Source organism: Clostridium tanneri, from assembly GCF_033659955.1.
GTDB classification, from domain to species: domain Bacteria; phylum Bacillota; class Clostridia; order Clostridiales; family Clostridiaceae; genus Clostridium_AM; species Clostridium_AM tanneri.
The window spans coordinates 214,806-232,895 of the sequence record NZ_JARUJP010000002.1; the positions used below are offsets into that span (position 1 = coordinate 214,806).

20 protein-coding genes, 2 tRNA genes and 1 other annotated feature are annotated in these 18,090 nt (G+C 33.6%); of the genes, 1 reads left to right on the forward strand and 21 read right to left on the reverse strand.

The window, feature by feature from the left end:
- Positions 1 to 2: 2 nt before the first annotated feature.
- The 20 genes from rpoB to P8V03_RS03420 form a co-directional block, all read right to left on the reverse strand.
- Complete coding sequence (gene rpoB / locus P8V03_RS03325; RefSeq protein WP_261671217.1) at positions 3 to 3,701, reverse strand: DNA-directed RNA polymerase subunit beta; 3,699 nt, start codon at positions 3,699 to 3,701, stop codon at positions 3 to 5.
- Positions 3,702 to 3,972: 271 nt separating this feature from the next.
- A complete protein-coding gene (rplL, locus tag P8V03_RS03330) occupies positions 3,973 to 4,338 on the reverse strand; it encodes a 50S ribosomal protein L7/L12 (protein WP_261671218.1) in 366 nt (121 codons plus the stop codon).
- A gap of 49 nt (positions 4,339 to 4,387) precedes the next feature.
- The gene (gene rplJ / locus P8V03_RS03335) at positions 4,388 to 4,888 is read right to left on the reverse strand and encodes a 50S ribosomal protein L10 (protein WP_261671219.1); all 501 of its coding nucleotides are present in this window, start codon (positions 4,886 to 4,888) and stop codon (positions 4,388 to 4,390) included.
- A 34-nt stretch (positions 4,889 to 4,922) separates the two neighbouring features.
- Positions 4,923 to 5,054, reverse strand: a sequence feature (ribosomal protein L10 leader region).
- 37 nt (positions 5,055 to 5,091) lie between these two features.
- The gene (rplA, locus tag P8V03_RS03340; RefSeq protein ID WP_261671220.1) at positions 5,092 to 5,781 is read right to left on the reverse strand and encodes a 50S ribosomal protein L1; all 690 of its coding nucleotides are present in this window, start codon (positions 5,779 to 5,781) and stop codon (positions 5,092 to 5,094) included.
- 54 nt (positions 5,782 to 5,835) lie between these two features.
- Positions 5,836 to 6,261, reverse strand: coding sequence for a 50S ribosomal protein L11 (gene rplK, locus P8V03_RS03345; protein ID WP_261671221.1), 426 nt, complete (start codon positions 6,259 to 6,261; stop codon positions 5,836 to 5,838).
- 72 nt (positions 6,262 to 6,333) lie between these two features.
- A complete protein-coding gene (gene nusG / locus P8V03_RS03350; protein WP_318796763.1) occupies positions 6,334 to 6,855 on the reverse strand; it encodes a transcription termination/antitermination protein NusG in 522 nt (173 codons plus the stop codon).
- Positions 6,856 to 6,902: 47 nt separating this feature from the next.
- Entirely contained in the window at positions 6,903 to 7,133 is a 231-nt protein-coding gene (gene secE, locus P8V03_RS03355) for a preprotein translocase subunit SecE (protein WP_261671223.1), read from the reverse strand.
- A gap of 44 nt (positions 7,134 to 7,177) precedes the next feature.
- Positions 7,178 to 7,327, reverse strand: a complete 150-nt coding sequence (gene rpmG, locus P8V03_RS03360) for a 50S ribosomal protein L33 (protein ID WP_261671249.1) — start codon at positions 7,325 to 7,327, stop codon at positions 7,178 to 7,180.
- 202 nt (positions 7,328 to 7,529) lie between these two features.
- Positions 7,530 to 8,723 (reverse strand): elongation factor Tu, encoded by a 1,194-nt coding sequence (gene tuf / locus P8V03_RS03365; protein WP_261671211.1) that lies wholly within the window; start codon positions 8,721 to 8,723, stop codon positions 7,530 to 7,532.
- Positions 8,724 to 8,800: 77 nt separating this feature from the next.
- Positions 8,801 to 8,876: transfer RNA gene (locus P8V03_RS03370), tRNA-Thr, on the reverse strand.
- An 11-nt stretch (positions 8,877 to 8,887) separates the two neighbouring features.
- A tRNA-Gly gene (locus P8V03_RS03375) sits at positions 8,888 to 8,962 on the reverse strand.
- Between the two features lie 94 nt (positions 8,963 to 9,056).
- On the reverse strand, positions 9,057 to 9,695 hold the full coding sequence (gene sigH, locus P8V03_RS03380) for an RNA polymerase sporulation sigma factor SigH (RefSeq protein ID WP_261671224.1): 639 nt from the start codon (positions 9,693 to 9,695) through the stop codon (positions 9,057 to 9,059).
- Between the two features lie 73 nt (positions 9,696 to 9,768).
- Complete coding sequence (locus P8V03_RS03385; protein ID WP_318796764.1) at positions 9,769 to 10,281, reverse strand: NYN domain-containing protein; 513 nt, start codon at positions 10,279 to 10,281, stop codon at positions 9,769 to 9,771.
- Positions 10,278 to 11,078, reverse strand: coding sequence for a 23S rRNA (guanosine(2251)-2'-O)-methyltransferase RlmB (gene rlmB / locus P8V03_RS03390; RefSeq protein WP_318796779.1), 801 nt, complete (start codon positions 11,076 to 11,078; stop codon positions 10,278 to 10,280). The genes P8V03_RS03385 and rlmB overlap by 4 nt, the downstream gene beginning before the upstream one ends.
- 115 nt (positions 11,079 to 11,193) lie before the next feature.
- Entirely contained in the window at positions 11,194 to 11,928 is a 735-nt protein-coding gene (gene thyX, locus P8V03_RS03395) for an FAD-dependent thymidylate synthase (RefSeq protein ID WP_318796765.1), read from the reverse strand.
- A complete protein-coding gene (locus P8V03_RS03400; protein ID WP_318796766.1) occupies positions 11,929 to 12,354 on the reverse strand; it encodes a Mini-ribonuclease 3 in 426 nt (141 codons plus the stop codon).
- A 30-nt stretch (positions 12,355 to 12,384) separates the two neighbouring features.
- Positions 12,385 to 13,782: a cysteine--tRNA ligase gene (cysS, locus tag P8V03_RS03405; protein WP_318796767.1), complete on the reverse strand. Its 1,398-nt coding sequence runs from the start codon at positions 13,780 to 13,782 to the stop codon at positions 12,385 to 12,387.
- 279 nt (positions 13,783 to 14,061) lie between these two features.
- On the reverse strand, positions 14,062 to 14,748 hold the full coding sequence (gene ispD, locus P8V03_RS03410) for a 2-C-methyl-D-erythritol 4-phosphate cytidylyltransferase (RefSeq protein ID WP_318796768.1): 687 nt from the start codon (positions 14,746 to 14,748) through the stop codon (positions 14,062 to 14,064).
- A gap of 1 nt (position 14,749) precedes the next feature.
- Positions 14,750 to 15,853: a PIN/TRAM domain-containing protein gene (locus tag P8V03_RS03415; RefSeq protein WP_261671230.1), complete on the reverse strand. Its 1,104-nt coding sequence runs from the start codon at positions 15,851 to 15,853 to the stop codon at positions 14,750 to 14,752.
- 116 nt (positions 15,854 to 15,969) lie between these two features.
- Complete coding sequence (locus P8V03_RS03420; RefSeq protein WP_318796769.1) at positions 15,970 to 16,440, reverse strand: CarD family transcriptional regulator; 471 nt, start codon at positions 16,438 to 16,440, stop codon at positions 15,970 to 15,972.
- A 146-nt stretch (positions 16,441 to 16,586) separates the two neighbouring features.
- Here P8V03_RS03420 and P8V03_RS03425 point away from each other — a divergent pair, with 146 nt between their 5' ends.
- Positions 16,587 to 16,991 carry a nucleoside triphosphate pyrophosphohydrolase family protein gene (locus tag P8V03_RS03425; RefSeq protein WP_261671232.1) on the forward strand — a complete coding sequence of 135 codons (405 nt, stop codon included), beginning with the start codon at positions 16,587 to 16,589 and terminating at the stop codon, positions 16,989 to 16,991.
- Between the two features lie 25 nt (positions 16,992 to 17,016).
- Here P8V03_RS03425 and disA read toward each other — a convergent pair whose 3' ends face one another.
- Positions 17,017 to 18,090 carry a DNA integrity scanning diadenylate cyclase DisA gene (gene disA, locus P8V03_RS03430; RefSeq protein ID WP_318796770.1) on the reverse strand — a complete coding sequence of 358 codons (1,074 nt, stop codon included), beginning with the start codon at positions 18,088 to 18,090 and terminating at the stop codon, positions 17,017 to 17,019.

Sequence of the window (18,090 nt, forward strand, 5' to 3'; positions counted from 1 at the left end):
TCCTAGTGTTCATCACCAAAATCATCTATTTCCAATTCACCTTGAAGATCATCTAAAGATAAATCTTCATAATCAATTTCTAACTCTTCATCACTATCTTCATTCTCGATATAATCATCAGTAGGAACTGGTGGAACCAATTCTTCATTTCCTTCAATATTGACACCTAAATCTTCTGCCTCTTCATCTACTGACTCTCTTAATTTTATCTCTTCATTGTCATCATTTAGGACTTTTACATCAAGGCATAATGCTTGTAATTCCTTTATAAGTACCTTAAATGACTCTGGCACTCCTGGTTCAGGTATGTTTTCACCTTTTACAATTGCCTCATAAGTTTTAACCCTTCCAACTACATCGTCGGACTTCACAGTTAGTATTTCTTGAAGTGTATGAGCTGCTCCATATGCCTCAAGTGCCCAAACTTCCATTTCTCCAAATCTCTGTCCGCCAAACTGCGCTTTACCACCTAATGGCTGTTGAGTAACTAGTGAGTATGGTCCTGTAGATCTAGCATGAATCTTATCATCAACTAAGTGTGCAAGCTTTAATATATACATATATCCAACGGTTACTGGGTTGTCAAATGGTTCACCTGTTCTTCCATCATAAAGAACAGTCTTTCCATCTTCTCTATATCCAGCCTTTACTAGGCACTCTATTATTTCCCTTTCAGTTGCACCATCAAATACAGGGGTAGCTATATGCCAACCTAATTCACTTGCAGCCCATCCTAGGTGAACCTCAAGTACCTGACCGATATTCATACGTGAAGGAACCCCTAGTGGATTTAGACATATTTGAAGTGGTCTTCCATCTGGTAAGAATGGCATATCTTCTTCTGGTAATACTCTAGAGATAACCCCTTTATTACCGTGTCTTCCTGCCATCTTATCTCCAACAGATATTTTTCTTTTTTGAGCTATATAGCATCTTACTAGTTTATTAACTCCAGGTGGAAGCTCATCTCCATTTTCCCTAGTAAATACTTTAACATCAACAATTATACCTGCTTCACCGTGAGGAACTCTAAGTGAAGTATCTCTAACTTCTCTAGCCTTTTCTCCAAAGATTGCTCTAAGTAATCTCTCTTCAGCTGTAAGTTCAGTTTCTCCTTTTGGTGTAACCTTTCCTACGAGTATATCTCCAGATCTTACCTCAGCACCTATTCTTATTATTCCTCTTTCATCTATGTCTTTTAATGCATCTTCTCCAACGTTCGGTATATCTCTTGTTATTTCTTCTGGTCCTAATTTTGTATCTCTTGCTTCAGCTTCATATTCTTCTATATGAATTGATGTAAATACATCATTCTTTACCAATTCTTCAGATATAAGCATAGCATCTTCATAATTGTATCCTTCCCAAGTTATGAAGCCCATTCTTATATTTTTACCTAATGCTATTTCTCCTAAGTCAGTAGAAGGACCATCTGATAATACTGTACCCTTCTCTACACGTTCATCTTTATTAACTATTGGTCTTTGATTTATACAAGTACCTTGGTTTGATCTTTTAAACTTAAGAAGTCTGTATACATCTATTCCTCCGTCAGAGTCTCTCTTAACTCTAACTTCGTTAGCACTTACATATACAACTGTTCCAGCATTTTTAGCCTTAGGTAGTACTCCTGAGTCAACAGCTGCCTTATACTCTATTCCAGTTCCTACAACAGGGGCTTGAGGCTTTAATAATGGCACTGCCTGACGCTGCATGTTTGATCCCATAAGAGCACGGCTGGCATCATCATTTTCAAGGAACGGTATCATAGCTGTAGCTACTGAAACTAATTGTCTTGGTGATACGTCCATAAAATCAACATCTTCACGAGGAACAACCATTATATCTTCCTTGTTTCTTACTGTTACCTTACTATCAACAAAATGTCCATTTTCGTCAATAGGTTCGTTAGCCTGTGCTACTAGGTACTCATCTTCTTCATCTGCTGTTATATATATTAGTTTCTCAGTAACTACACCTGACTTTTTATCAACTTTTCTATAAGGAGTTTCTATAAATCCATAGTAATTTACCCTAGCATAAGTTGCTAATGAGTTAATAAGTCCTATATTTGGACCTTCAGGTGTTTCTATAGGACACATTCTACCATAGTGTGAGTGGTGAACGTCTCTTACTTCAAATCCTGCTCTTTCTCTTGAAAGACCTCCTGGACCTAGGGCTGAAAGTCTTCTCTTATTTGTTAACTCTGATAATGGATTTGTCTGATCCATGAACTGTGAAAGCTGAGAGCTTCCAAAGAATTCTTTTATGGATGCTGCTACTGGTCTTATATTTATTAACGCTTGCGGAGTTATAACTTCTTGATCTTGAATAGTCATTCTTTCTTTAACTACTCTTTCCATTCTTGAAAGACCTATTCTGAATTGATTCTGAAGAAGTTCTCCTACAGATCTAATTCTTCTATTACCAAGGTGATCAATATCATCTGTATGACCAATATTATAAGCTAATCCTAATTCATAGCTTACAGTAGCATATATATCATCTCTTATTATGTGTTTTGGTATTAACACGTGGATATTCTTTCTTAGTTGCTCTTTTATACTACTTTCATCACTGTAGTTATCCAAAATTTCCTTTAATGTAGGATAATGTACAAGTTCCTTTATATTTAAATCGTCTATATTAAAATCAATAAAGCTATGTATGTTTACAAAATTGTTTCCTATTACTTTAAGAACTTTATCTTCAACTTGAATATCTACTGCCCTTATACCACAATTTTGTATTTCAATTGCTTTCTCTCTATCAATCTTTTCGCCTTTTTGTACGAGAATCTCACCTGTTTGTGGGTTTACAATATCTTCATTTGATATTTGATTTGCAATTCTCAAATGAAGAGCTAATTTTTTATTAAACTTGTATCTTCCAACTCTTGATAAATCATATCTCTTAGGATCGAAGAACAAGGATTCAATAAGTGATTGTGCACTGTCAACTGTAGGTGGTTCTCCTGGTCTTAATCTCTTGTATATTTCAAGTAATGCTTCTTCACGAGTCTTTGTATTATCTTTCTCTATGGAAGCTTTCAATCTTTCATCCTCGCCGAAAAACTCTGTTATTTCAGCATCTGTACCATATCCCATAGATCTTATAAGTATGGTTATAGGTAATTTTCTTGTCTTGTCTATTCTCACATATATTATGTCATTTGAGTCTGTTTCATATTCTAGCCAAGCACCTCTGTTTGGTATTACAGTTGATGAAAAAAGCTTTTTACCTGTTTTATCAACTGCCATATCGTAATATACACCTGGTGATCTTACTAACTGACTTACAATAACTCTCTCCGCACCATTAATGATGAAGGTTCCTTGTTCTGTCATAAGAGGAAAGTCTCCCATGAACACTTCTTGTTCCTTTACTTCACCAGTTTCCTTGTTCAGTAATCTTACTTTTACTTTTAAAGGCGCTGCATATGTAGCATCTCTTTCTTTACATTCTTCAACTGAGTATTTGATATTATCCATATCTAACTTGTAGCCTACAAACTCAAGATTAAGATTAGCAGTATAATCCTGAATAGGATTAATATCATCAAACACTTCTTGCAAGCCTTCTCTTAGAAACCAATTATAGGAATCTAACTGCACCTCAATCAAATTAGGCATATCGCCAACTTCTTTAAGTTTGGAAAAGCTCATTCTCGTTCTCTTACCAACCTGGACAGGATGTACCATTGACTTTCACCCCTTGCATAAACTAAAAATAACCAAAAACACAACCTCTTTAAATGTGATTTTGGATTGATTACATTACCATCTTTTTAGTATAACCTTTTTTTTATAATTAATTCAATCTTTGATATAAAACTAAAATATTTGCATTATATTTAACTAATCAATGCAATTTATTATATTACCATAATAATAAACATTTGTCAATAAATAATGTCATTAAATTTTAAAAGAGGCACTTTTTATATAAAAAGTGCCTCTTTTTTATAAGATACTATTTTATTTCTACAGTAGCACCAACTTCTGCAAGTTTTGCCTTTATAGCTTCAGCATCTTCTTTGCTTACGCCTTCTTTTAATGTCTTAGGAGCTCCGTCAACTACTTCTTTAGCTTCCTTTAATCCTAAACCAGTTAATTCTCTAACTGCTTTTATAACCTTTATCTTTTCTGATCCAGCGTTAGCTAATACTACGTCGAATTCAGTCTTTTCTTCTGCTGCTGCACCTGGTGCTGCAACACCTGCAACTGCTACTGGAGCAGCTGCGCTTACTCCGAATTCCTCTTCACATGCTTTTACTAACTCGTTTAATTCTAAAACGCTCATTTCTTTTATAGCTTGAATTATTTCTTCTCTAGTCATTATTAGACACCTCCAAAATTTCTCTTCAACAAATTATTATTTATTCAAATTAAGCTTCTTCTGATTCTTTCTTTTCTTTAACAGCATTTAATAAGTATGCTAGGTTTGACATTGGAGCTTTGAAGCTTCCAAGTAATTGAGCAAGTAAAACTTCTCTTGGTGGTATTTTAGCAAGTTGTTGAACTTTATCAGTATCAAATATTTCTCCTTGAACAACTCCACCTTTTAACTCCATCTTCTTATGATTTTTTGCAAAATCATTTAAGATTCTTGCAGGAGCTGTTGGATCTTCATATCCGAATGCTACTGAAACTGGTCCTTCAAGGATGCTTTCAACACCATCAAATCCTAGTTCTCTTGCTGCTAATGTAGTTAAAGTATTTTTGTAAACTTTATACTCTACACCAGCTTCTCTTAATTGCTTTCTAAGCTCTGTATCTTCTTCAACAGTTAATCCTTGATACTTAGCGAAGATTATACCTTGAGCTTTTTCCATTTTTTCCTTTATTTCTAACACTTTAGCTTCTTTTATTTCTCTATTTTTTCCCACTGTGTGTCCACCTCCTCACAGTTTAAAATTAATGTTATACAAATTTAAAGGTCTCCCCGTAGACGTAGAGAGACCAGTTATAATCACTTATATCGGAACCCTCGGTAGGTTGGTATAACCGTTATGCATTCGCACCTACTGTCTACGGAATATTTACTTATTAACCTCTAATATTGTACATTAACTTTTAATCTATGTCAATATTAATCTAATGCTTTTACTGGATTTATTTTTATTCCAGGTCCCATAGTAGCTGAAACTACTACAGATTTTAAGTATTGACCTTTAGCAGCTGCTGGTTTTGCCTTTATAACAGCTTCCATCAATACACGGAAGTTTTCAAGTAATTTTTGCTCTCCAAATGATCTTTTACCAATTGGAACGTGAACTATAGCAGTTTTATCAACTCTATATTCAACCTTACCAGCTTTAATGTCTGCTACAGCTTTTGCTACATCAAAAGTAACTGTACCTGACTTTGGATTCGGCATTAAACCCTTAGGTCCTAATACTCTACCTAGTCTACCAACAACACCCATCATATCTGGAGTTGCAACAACTACGTCAAAATCAAACCAGTTTTCTTTTTGTATTTTATCAACTAACTCTTCTGCTCCTACAAACTCAGCGCCTGCAGCTTCAGCTTCCTTAGCCTTATCGCCTTTTGCAAAAACTAAAACTCTAACTTTTTTACCAGTTCCGTGAGGAAGTACTACAGCTCCTCTAACCTGTTGATCTGCATGTCTTGGATCAACTCCAAGTCTTAATGCTAGCTCAATAGTTTCATCAAATTTAGCTTTTGATGTTTTTACAGCAAGCTCTATAGCTTCTGATGATGTATATAGAACACTTCTATCAACAAGCTTAACGCTTTCATTGTAATTCTTTCCCATTTTGTATCCTCCTTCGTGGTTTTAACGGTTATTACCTCCCACTATTTTGGTTAACTATTCTTCTACAACTATTCCCATGCTTCTTGCTGTTCCTGCTACCATGCTCATAGCAGCTTCAATAGTTCCTGCATTTAAGTCTGGCATCTTTGTTTCAGCTATTTGTCTAACTTGTTCTTTAGTTACTTTAGCAACTTTAGTTCTGTTTGGTACGCCAGATCCACTTTCAATTCCTGCTGCTTTCTTTAATAATACTGCTGCAGGTGGAGTTTTTAGTATAAAACTAAAAGATCTGTCCTGATATACAGTGATTACTACAGGAATTATTAGTCCTGCTTGGTTAGCAGTCTTAGCGTTAAATTCTTTACAGAATCCCATAATGTTTACCCCATGCTGTCCAAGTGCTGGTCCAACAGGTGGTGCTGGAGTTGCTTTTCCTGCAGGAAGTTGAAGTTTAATCATTCCTACTACTTTTTTAGCCATGAATTTACACCTCCTAAAATGTGGTTATACGGACTTTTGTCCTCCCACTTGTTAAGACTTACGTCTTACAAACTAATCTAATTTTTCTATTTGATTAAAATCAAGTTCAACAGGGGTTTCCCTGCCAAACATGTTAACTAATGCTTTGATTTTTCTCTTTTCAGTATTGATTTCTTGAATAATAGCCGGGAAGTTTTCTAATGGGCCAGATTTAACTTTAATGTTTTCTCCGACTTCAATATCTACATTAATAGGTTTTTCAGATATACCCATTGCCTTAACTTCTTCATCAGTTAACGGTACTGGTTTTGATCCCGGACCTACAAATCCTGTTACTCCCCTAGTATTTCTAACTATATACCAAGAATCATCTGTCATTATCATATGCACTAAGACATATCCCGGAAAAATCTTTCTTTGTGTTATTTTCTTCTTACCATCTTTAATTTCAACTTGTTCTTCTATAGGAACTTGAACATCATCTATCCAATGATATAAATTTCTATTTTCGATGGTTTTTTCAAGGTTTGCTTTAACCTTATTCTCATAACCAGAATATGTGTGTACTACATACCATCTAGCTTTATCTGCCATAATTCAAGGGACGGGAATCTTCTCTCGACCCCTACCTCCTTTTTATGTTATTTAAAGATTACTCCAATAAGATTCTTAAATCCAAAATCAAGTAATCCAACTATTATTACATATATAACACAAAATGTCATAACTGTTGCTGTTGCTTTTTTTACATTTTCTTTAGAGGCCCAAGTTATTCTCTTAGTTTCTGCTTTTAACTCTTTAAAAAAACTAATAACTCCGTTTCCGGATGCTGCTGATTTATTTACTTTTTTTACATTGTCCTGTGCAGCCATTTTTTCACATCCTCATTATTTTAATTCAACGCCTCTATGTAATGTTATTTTGTTTCTTTGTGAGCTGTATGTTTATGGCAAAATGGGCAGTACTTTCTCATTTCTAATCTGTCAGGATCATTCTTTTTGTTCTTCATTGTGTTGTAATTTCTTTGTTTACAATCTGTACATGCTAATGTTATTTTTATTCTCATTGCTTCCACCTCCTGAAACATGCTTATCTATAATGTCAAAACATTGTTTGTTGCTATTTATAAATGTGCATTACTTAGATAATTTATCACAACTTAGTTATTATGTCAATTGAAATTAAAAGTATATATTAGCACTAATTTACATTAACCTTCTATACTTTTAAAAGGACTAGGTATAGAAACCCAGTCCTACAACTTATAATTACTCTTCTATTTTAGAAACAACTCCTGAACCTACAGTTCTTCCGCCTTCTCTTATAGCAAATCTTAATCCTTCATCCATTGCTACTGGAGTGATTAATTCAACTTTCATGTCTATGTGGTCTCCAGGCATAACCATTTCCATTCCTTCTGGTAATTTGATTGATCCTGTAACGTCTGTTGTTCTGAAGTAGAACTGTGGTCTATATCCATCGAAGAATGGAGTGTGTCTTCCACCTTCTTCTTTTTTTAGTACGTATACTTGACCTACGAACTTCTTATGTGGATGTACTGAACCTGGTTTTGCTAATACTTGACCTCTTTCGATATCATCTCTTTGAACACCTCTTAATAATGCTCCGATGTTATCTCCTGCCATCGCTTGATCAAGAAGCTTTCTGAACATTTCTACTCCTGTACATACAGTTTTGCCCTTTTCTTCTTTTATTCCTACGATTTCTACTTCGTCTCCAACTTTTAATATTCCACTTTCAACTCTTCCAGTTGCAACTGTTCCTCTTCCTGTTATTGTGAATACATCTTCTACAGGCATTAAGAATGCTTTGTCAGTTGCTCTTTCTGGAGTTGGAATGTAGCTGTCTACTGCAGCCATTAAGTCCATTATTGGTTTTATTGCTTCTTCATCTGTTGGGTTTTCTAATGCTTTTAATGCTGATCCAGCTACGATTGGAGTATCATCTCCTGGGAAGTTGTACTCGCTTAATAATTCTCTAACTTCCATTTCTACTAATTCTAATAATTCTGCATCGTCTACCATGTCAGCTTTATTTAAGAATACTACTATGTAGTCAACACCAACTCTTGATGCTAGTAGTATGTGCTCTCTTGTTTGTGGCATTGGACCATCTGCTGCACTTACAACTAAGATAGCTCCATCCATCTGTGCTGCTCCTGTTATCATGTTCTTAACATAGTCAGCGTGTCCTGGACAATCAACGTGTGCATAGTGTCTGTTTTCTGTTTCATATTCAACGTGTGCTGTGTTGATTGTGATTCCTCTTTCTCTTTCTTCTGGTGCTTTATCTATTGCTGCATAATCAAATGCTTCTGCAAATCCCTTTTTTGATAATACTGTTGTTATTGCTGCTGTTAATGTTGTTTTACCGTGGTCTACGTGTCCTATTGTTCCTATGTTTACGTGTGGTTTGTTTCTTTCAAATTTTGCTTTTGACATTTTATTGTTCCTCCTTGTTTCATAAACATTTTATTTAGGTAAACTCACCCTGGTGTGTTGTGAACTTTAAATATTATTGGAGCCCATGACCGGGATTGAACCGGTGACCTCCACCTTACCAAGGTGACGCTCTGCCGACTGAGCTACATGGGCAATTTTATCATTGGAGCGAGAAACGGGGATTGAACCCGCGACAGCCAGCTTGGGAAGCTGGTGTTCTACCACTGAACTACTCTCGCTCACTTATTTCAAAATCATCGTAAAAGTTATATTAAAAGTTATATACCGATTATCAATTTTAATACAATTAAGTGATTTTGTCAATATGTATTTCTATTTATCGTTTAAACACTTTTCTAACTTTCTTTTAACTCTCTGCAGTGCATTATCTATTGATTTAGCGTGCCTATCTAAGTCACATGCAATTTCCTGGTAGGACTTACCATCAAGATATGACATTAATACTTCCATCTCTAAGCTTGATAATACTTCACCAATTTCATTTTGTATGTGATTTAACTCTTCCCTACTTATAATAAGCTCCTCAGGGTCTGCAACTCTGGCCTCAGATAACACATCTAACAAAGTTCTATCTGACTCTTCGTCATATATAGGTTTGTTTAGGGAAACATACGTATTTAACGGTATATGCTTTTGCCGAGTAGCAGTTTTTATGGCAGTTATTATCTGTCTTGTAACACACAATTCTGCAAAAGCCTTAAAAGAAGATAACTTATCGGATTTAAAATCTCTAATGGCCTTATATAAACCTATCATTCCCTCTTGGTATATATCTTCTTTATCTGCACCAATTAAAAAATACGACTTAGCTTTAGATTTAACAAAGTTTTCATATTTGTTAATAAGGTACTCTTGAGCTCTAATATCCCCTTTTTTTGCTTCTATAACAATTTCCTCATCTAACTTACCTTCAAAGGAGGAATTTTTAGCAATATAACCCCTTTTCTCCAAGGTATCCCCTCCACAACAAATATAGGCCACACAATTGATTATACATTAAACCTAAATTTACAGTCAATAGATTTCACTTGCTTCTTCGAATTTTTTCAAGTTCTTCCAATATATTCTCAGAAACCCTATCTTGTAATCTATGTCTCTTTTCAGAATACTTTTTTCTTATTCTGCTTTTTATTTTTAATTCTACAGATTTTATTTCATGATAAAACTCTATAGATGACATCCTGACAGCCCCTCTTTGAAAGACAATCTGCTGTTCTAATGAGTCTGAAGTCACGACACATACCTCTGATTTTCGACCTATTCTGTTAACTTCTCTCTCAATGAAATTATCTGCAGTTTCTCCTTCTCTTGTAAATATAACTATAATATAATCACTAATCTTTTCTCTTTTCTCTATACTGCCGCTTACCATATGAGCGTCAAAAACTATAAAGATCTTATGGCCTTTATATGCTGCATAGTTACTTAAAGTCTCTATCAATTCCTGTCTAGCCGATTCGAAGCTATATCCCTTCACATCTTTCAATCCTGGCCAGCTATTTATTACATTATATCCATCTACAAAAATATTTTTCACTTTTTATCACATTTTATTTTTTGTTTTAAAATTTCATACATTAATATACCTCCCGCCACAGAAGCATTTAAAGATGATATTTTCCCTACCATAGGTATTTTTATAAGAGCATCACATTTTTCCCTTGTAAGCTTTAGAATACCCTTTCCTTCACTTCCTATAATGAGAGCTACAGGTCCAGAAAGATTAGCTTCAAAACAGAAGTCTTCTCCAGCCATGTCTGCTCCATACACCCACACTCCTTTTTCCTTAAGCTTATCTATAGTAGAATTTAAGTTGGTAACCTTTGCTATTTTCATATATTCAATAGCTCCAGCTGAAGTTTTATATACAGTAGGAGTAACGCCAACATTTCTTCTTTTAGGTATAATGATACCATGTGCTCCACAGGTTTCTGCAGTTCTAATTATTGAACCAAAGTTATGTGGATCTTCTATCTCATCAAGAATAACTATAAAAGGATTTTCGCCTTTGTCTTCCGCATATTTTAATATATCTTCCACCTCAAAATACTTGTAAGGTGTAACTTGAGCTACTACTCCTTGGTGAGCTCCAGTTTCAGACATCTGGTCTAATTTTCTTCTATCAACATATTTAACTACAACATTCTTTTCTTTTGCAAGTCCTAATATTACATTTACTGACCCAGAGATATCACCGTTAGCAATTAATATCTGCTCAATAGTTCTATCAGAACGCAAAGCCTCAATAACTGCATTTCTACCTTCAATTATATCTTCCCTAGCTTCTACAGTTATGGCTTTGTTGAAGTTATTATCTTTTCCCTTTGATTTTATAGTTTTTTCTTTTGAACCTCTTTTAGTTTCTTTCACACTATTACCTCTTTCACTTTATAGATTTAGTACGTAGACAAAATTAAAGTCTCCTAATAACTTCTTCTAACCACATCTATTAAACATATCTTTTTCTTACTTCTTCCGCTTTTCCACAAGTCATTTTTCCTTCTGGACACATCCCAGTAACACAGGAAGGGCCACACTTACTAAATAGAACAGGTGCAACTTTCTTAACTTGAATTAGCATTTCATTAGCTAACTCTCTAATTTCCCACTGAGCTCTATTACAACATCTATGCCTAAAGAAATTCATTAAACTTCTAGCATTCATTGTGAAAATAATTTTAGTTTCACATGCGTTTGGAAAAACATATCTGGCATCCTCAATTGCCATTTTTTCTGCCGCCAAAGGCTCTATGCCATTTTTCAAGTATTTATCCTTTAATATATTCGTTAACTGACTATAAGCTTGCTGACTATCTTTCATCGCACTAATAAAAATCTCTTTTGTCTCGCTATTTTTTTCAATTTCAGGAGGAATGATATACTCGAACTGCTCAAGCTTCACATATCTTTGACTCTGTTGTGAATATGAAGCTATTCTATGTCTTACTAGCTGATGAGTTAAACTTCTTGATACACCCTCAACAGCAAATGTAAATGATACATGCTCTACTGGAGATTCATGCCCATATGACATAAGCATATTAAGAAATTTTTCAGCTCGTTCATCTTGTAAGTTCTCCTGTATCTGATCTATTCCTGAAGCACTGTAGCATAGCTTCGCTGCTGATGCTATAACTTTTTCAGGATTAGGCGTATATTCCATTAGCTTCACTTTAAGTTTCATCTATATTCCCCCATTTGCATGTAAATCTACAATAGTGTTAAGCAGATATTCTAGTCTTTCAGACTGTTCTGTTATGTACAGAAATCCTATCAAGGATTCAAAACCAGTAGCAAATCTATATTCTTGAATATCTGCATTTTTAGGAGTTGTAGCTGATTTGGAATTTCTTCCTCTTTTGAAGAAATATATTTCTTCCTCATTCAGTTTATCCTCTAGCTTCTTTATAAACTCACTCTGTGCATGTGCTTTGACAAATTCTATAGCCTTTTTATGAAGTTTATGTACGGACATATCTCTATTCTTTTCTACTAAATATGCTCTTACAAAAACTTCATAAACAGAATCGCCTATATAGGCCAGCACTAAAGGATTTATTTGTCTAGCATCCTCTATAGTAAATTTACCTTTTATTAAGTTAAAATTCATTTGAATTCTCCATTCTAAATTTGTATCATGCTAAATTCTTTTCCATCTCACACCTTGTGGGGTGTCTTCGAGAATAATTCCTTGAGCTTTTAAATCATCTCTTATTTTATCTGAAAGTGCCCAGTCTTTATTTTTTCTTGCTTGTTGTCTCTGCTCTATAAGCCTCTCTATTTCCTCTTCTAAATTACCTCTTTTTGAAACTTGTAATATTCCTAGAGGTTCACCAAGTTCTCTTATCAAGTCTAGAGAATACTCAACTAATTCCTTTGATGAACTTGTTCCAATATTTGTATTAATCTCTCTTGCTAAATCAAAGATAACAGATATAGCATCTGCAGTATTAAAATCATCATCCATCTTCTCTATATATTTTTCTTTATATGAGTTAAGCTTCTTAATATACTCTTCCTCAGTAGAAGTCATATTATCTAAGGAAACTTCACCTAATAAATTTTCTAAATTTGCAATTGAATTATATAATCTATCTACTGCTGCTTTAGTAGAGTCTAATAACTCTAAGCTGAAGTTTATCTGAGTCCTATAATGCCCTGATAACATAAACATTCTTACAACATCTGAATCATATTTCTCTAGTATTTCCCTTGCAGTAAAGAAGTTGTTAAGTGATTTTGACATCTTTTGATTATTTACATTTACGAATGCAGAATGCATCCAGTATCTTGCAAAAGTTTTTCCTGTTCTACCTTCACTTTGTGCTATTTCATTTTCATGGTGTGGGAATGATAGGTCTGAGCCTCCTGCATGTATATCTATAGTTTCTCCTAACAAATCATGCGCCATACATGAGCACTCTATGTGCCAACCTGGTCTTCCCATTCCCCATGGACTTTCCCAAGCAGGCTCTCCTGGCTTTTGACTTTTCCATACCGCAAAATCCATTGGATCCTTTTTTCTTTCATCCACATCTATTCTTGATCCTAATTGCAACTCCTCAAGATTTTGACCTGACAACTTTCCGTATCCTTCAAACTTTTTAGTATTAAAGTATACATCTCCGTTTACCTCATAAGCGTAACCTCTATTTATTAATTCCTTTATAAAATCAACTATTTGATCTATATAATGAGTTGCTCTTGGATTTACAGTAGCTCTCTCTATATTTAAAGCATCTGCATCTTTATAGTACTCTTCTATAAATCTATCACCTAATTCCTTAACAGTAATACTTTCTTCATTAGCTCTCTTGATCATCTTATCATCAATGTCTGTAAAGTTCTGTATAAATCTAACTTTATATCCTCTATACTCGAAATATCTTCTTACAGTATCAAAAACTACAAAAGTTCTTGCATTACCTATATGAAAGAAATTATAGACCGTAGGCCCACATACATACATCTTAACTTCTCCCTCTTTTAGAGGAACGAATTCTTCTTTTTTTCTTGTCATTGTATTAAATACTTTCATACTAATCTATACCCCCTAATTAGGCTTATTTTTTCATTTATCTTTAATATTATCCTTAAAATAACAAAATAGTCTAAATACTTCATCAAAAGTAAAAATTTAATTACCTAAACATTTTAACATATAATCAAAACTTATTTAACCCTTATTTTAGTATTTCCATTAGTATCTAAAAATATAGTATAAACAACCTTGTATAACCATGTTGGGGTAATTAATAAACCTAAATATTTAACTAAGTCTCTTACCGCATAAGCGATAAGAGACTTAGTTACTAATCTAAAAATTTTCAATTATCTTCTCAGCTATATAAATATCCCCTGGTGTGGTGATTTTTATATTATCATAACTTCCTTCGTATAGGTATACCTTATTACCATATAACTCAGCTACTGATGTATCATCTGTAACATTAATATTACTCTGTGACAATTTGCTATGGCAATCAAAGATTAGACTATACTTGAAACATTGCGGTGTTTGTACAGAGAATAACTTGTTCCTATCAGGAGTTTTATATGAAAATCCATTTTCATCTCTAATTTTTATTGTATCTTTAGGAAGTACACCACAAGCACAAGCACCGTACAATTTAGCATTTTCTATGCCATCTCTTATAATTCTTTCAGTTACAAAAGGTCTTGCCCCATCATGAATTAATACAATTTCACAATCCTGCAATTCCTTTAAGCCATTATATACCGAGTTATATCTTTCCTCTCCACCGGCAACAACCTTTAATACCTTCTCTATTTTATATCTTTCCACTATTTCTTTTCTACAATATTCTATCTCATCTTTTGCACATACAACAACTATTCCGTCTATAAGTTTACTCTTAGAAAATGTATTTAGCGAGTAGTATAAAACAGGATTATTATTTATGTTTAGGAACTGTTTATTTACATTAGCCCCCATTCTTTTTCCTTTACCCGCTGCTACGATAATTGCATAATTTTTTCCCATATTAAACTTCCTCTTTCTGCTTTGCAAAAATCATCCTGCCGGCTGCTGTTTGAAGTACTGACGTAACAATAACATCCTTAATCTCTCCAATATGCTTTCTGCCGCCTTCTACAACTATCATAGTTCCATCATCAAGGTATGCAACCCCTTGGCCTGACTCTTTACCATCCTTAATTATCTGTATTCTCATCTCTTCCCCTGGGAGCACTACAGGTTTAACTGCATTAGCAAGTTCATTTATATTTAGAACAGGCACTCTTTGAAATTCTGCAACCTTATTTAAATTATAATCATTAGTCACAACTTTACCATTTAAGACTTGAGCAAGTTTTAATAGTTTGCTGTCCACTTCTGATATTTCTGGAAAGTCCTTCTCATATATCTGAACTTCTACATTTAATTCGTTCTGTATCTTGTTTAAAATATCTAAACCTCTTCTACCCCTATTTCTTTTTAATCCATCAGAAGAATCTGCTATGTGTCGTAATTCTTCTAATACAAAGTTAGGTATTATTAAAGTTCCTTCTACAAATCCAGTTTGGCATATGTCAAATATTCTTCCATCTATTATTACAGATGTATCTAATATCTTTGGATACCCCTTATACTCTGCTTTAGCTTTCTTATCCTTACTGGAACCCGCCTTTTTAATGCTTATGTTAGAGAATAAAGCTATTAGTTCTTCTCTCTTTCTTATAGCTATGTTTCCACCTAATGCTGCCATTACTACTGCTACAACTACGGCCAAAACAGCCCCTATTATAGGTATTCGAGCTAGTAAATCAACAAATAGTGCTGCGATTGCAAGTCCAATGATACTTCCTAAAGTACCAAACAAAATTTCAGTTGCAGATAGCTTTTGGATATTCTTTTCGATATAGTCCATAATTTTCATAATAACTGCATTAATCCAGGGCGAGATTAAAAATAATATAATTCCAAAAAATACAGTTGATAAAATTAAAAATAATACCGTTTTTATAGGACTAGTACTGATATATCCTAAGTTTGTAAAATATTTAGTATGAATTATTTCATCACCTACTAAATAGCCTAATAATAGGCCTATTATTGTAAAAAGCCCCCTTAATATTTTTTTTAACAATAGTATCACCTCCTCTTTAATTGTTAACAAATTTTGCATTTTTAAATCCTGTTAATATCTAATATATATTAATAATCTATTTTTTTCAATAAAACTTAGTTTATTTAATAAATTGTTCACCTTACATTTCTTATTTTACTCAAAGCATCTTCCATAGAAATATCAAATATTAACATAATTTCACTAGCTAGCATAATTTCAGCCTTGTATAGTATTTTTCTTTCTCCTGGAGGCAAGTTCCCCATAAGTTTCAGATAGTATAAATCTCTTATAACCTCACATATTTTTATAGTATTGCCACTTTTTATTTTATCATTATTGTTTCGATATCTCTTACCCCACTTTTTTTCAATTTCATTTGGATTGTTTTTTATTATATTTAATGCTTCTTCCATTTCTTCCTTAGTAATAACAGATCTTACTTCATATTCTTGTATATTATCTTCAGGCATATATAGATTTATATTATTAAGTAATAAGCAAATGCTTATATACTTTCTGTTTTTATCATATTCATTATCTTCTACTTCTGACATAACGCCAGCACCATATTTTGGCACAAAGACTTTTGGTCCATTATTTGGCATGCTAATCCCCCTATTCATATAATCGTTCTTGATTTATTATATAGAAGGAAAGTAAAATTCGTACTATATTTATTGACAAAATTGTCTGAAAAAAACTATAATTAATCTGTAGATGTTAACTTAATCTATGTAAGGAGTTGAACCTGATGAAAGATGTAATTTTTGATGATTTTCAAAATGCAGTAGATGACTCTCTAATTAGACATAAAAGTATTTTAGATATAATGACAAAACTTCAGGAGTCAAATGGGAGAGTAAATAGGGCAGTTGCAAAGTCAATTACAAACTGTGGCTGTGTCCAAGTAAACGGTAAGAAACAACATTTCCCAGAGGATGATGATGCTATAAATATAGAGTCATTAAAGGATTCCTTTACAACCCACATTGATGGTAAGCTATGTGATAATTGTAGAGATGTGATTGAAAGAGAACTTGGAAACAATCTTTTCTATTTAGCTTCTCTTTGTAACACTTTAGATTTAAATCTATATGATGTACTCCTTAAAGAATATGACAAAATAAATACATTAGGTAAATATTCCTTTAGATAAAAATTAGCACAAAATAATGGTTACATTATTTTGTGCTAAAATTATTATCTATCATAATCTGTTCCCTTAATCTTCTAAGTCCATTTTTTATAGCCCTAGCTCTCGCTTCACCTATACCCTCAACTTTATCTAACTGTTCGTAAGATGCTTCCATTACGCCCTTAAGTTCCTTAAAGTTTCTAACTAAATTTTCTATTACATTTGTAGGTATTCTTGGGATTTTATTTAGCATCCTATATCCTCTTGGTGATATAAGCGTATCAACTAATGGTACTCCCACATACCCCAAAAACTTTGAAATAAAATCTAAGTTTAGCAACTCCTCAGATCCCATAGTCTGCATTTGTTTATATATATCATTATAATCCATATCATTCTGACAATAATCTCTTATTAACAATATTCCATCCTGCTCAACACTTTTTACCAGTTCATTAAGCTGCATAGAGATAAGTCTACCTTCATTACCTAACTCACATGTATATCTTTCAATTTCTGATACTATTCTCATTACCATCTCGGTTCTTTGGATTCCAGTTACAACATCAAATAAAGTTACTAGATCCTGAAATTCTAGTATGTTTAAGTTGCTTACTACTCTATCTAATACCGCTACATACTTCTCTAAAGTTTGCAGTGCCTGATTTGCTCTTCCAAGTATTACACTACTATCTCTTAATACGTATTTTATACTACCTTTATATACCGTTATTATATGTCTTCTTTGAGAAATAGCTACCACTATCGCCCCTGTCTGTTTAGCTACCCTATCTGCCGTCCTGTGTCTAGTACCAGTTTCAAAAGTAGGAATGCTAGAGTCCGGGATCAGCTGGGCATTAGCATAAATAATCCTCTTTAAATCGCTACTTAGTACTATTGAACCATCCATCTTAGCAAGTTCGTAAACATAGGAAGGACTATATTCAGAATTAATAGTAAATCCTCCATCAACTATCTTTAATATCTGTTCATTATCCCCTAATACAAGCAGACCTCCTGTTTTTGCTCTTAATATATTTTCAAGTCCATCTCTAAGCTGAGTGCCTGGAGCCATCAACTTAAGTATATTCATAAGTTCTTTATCTTTTTCTAATCTCAA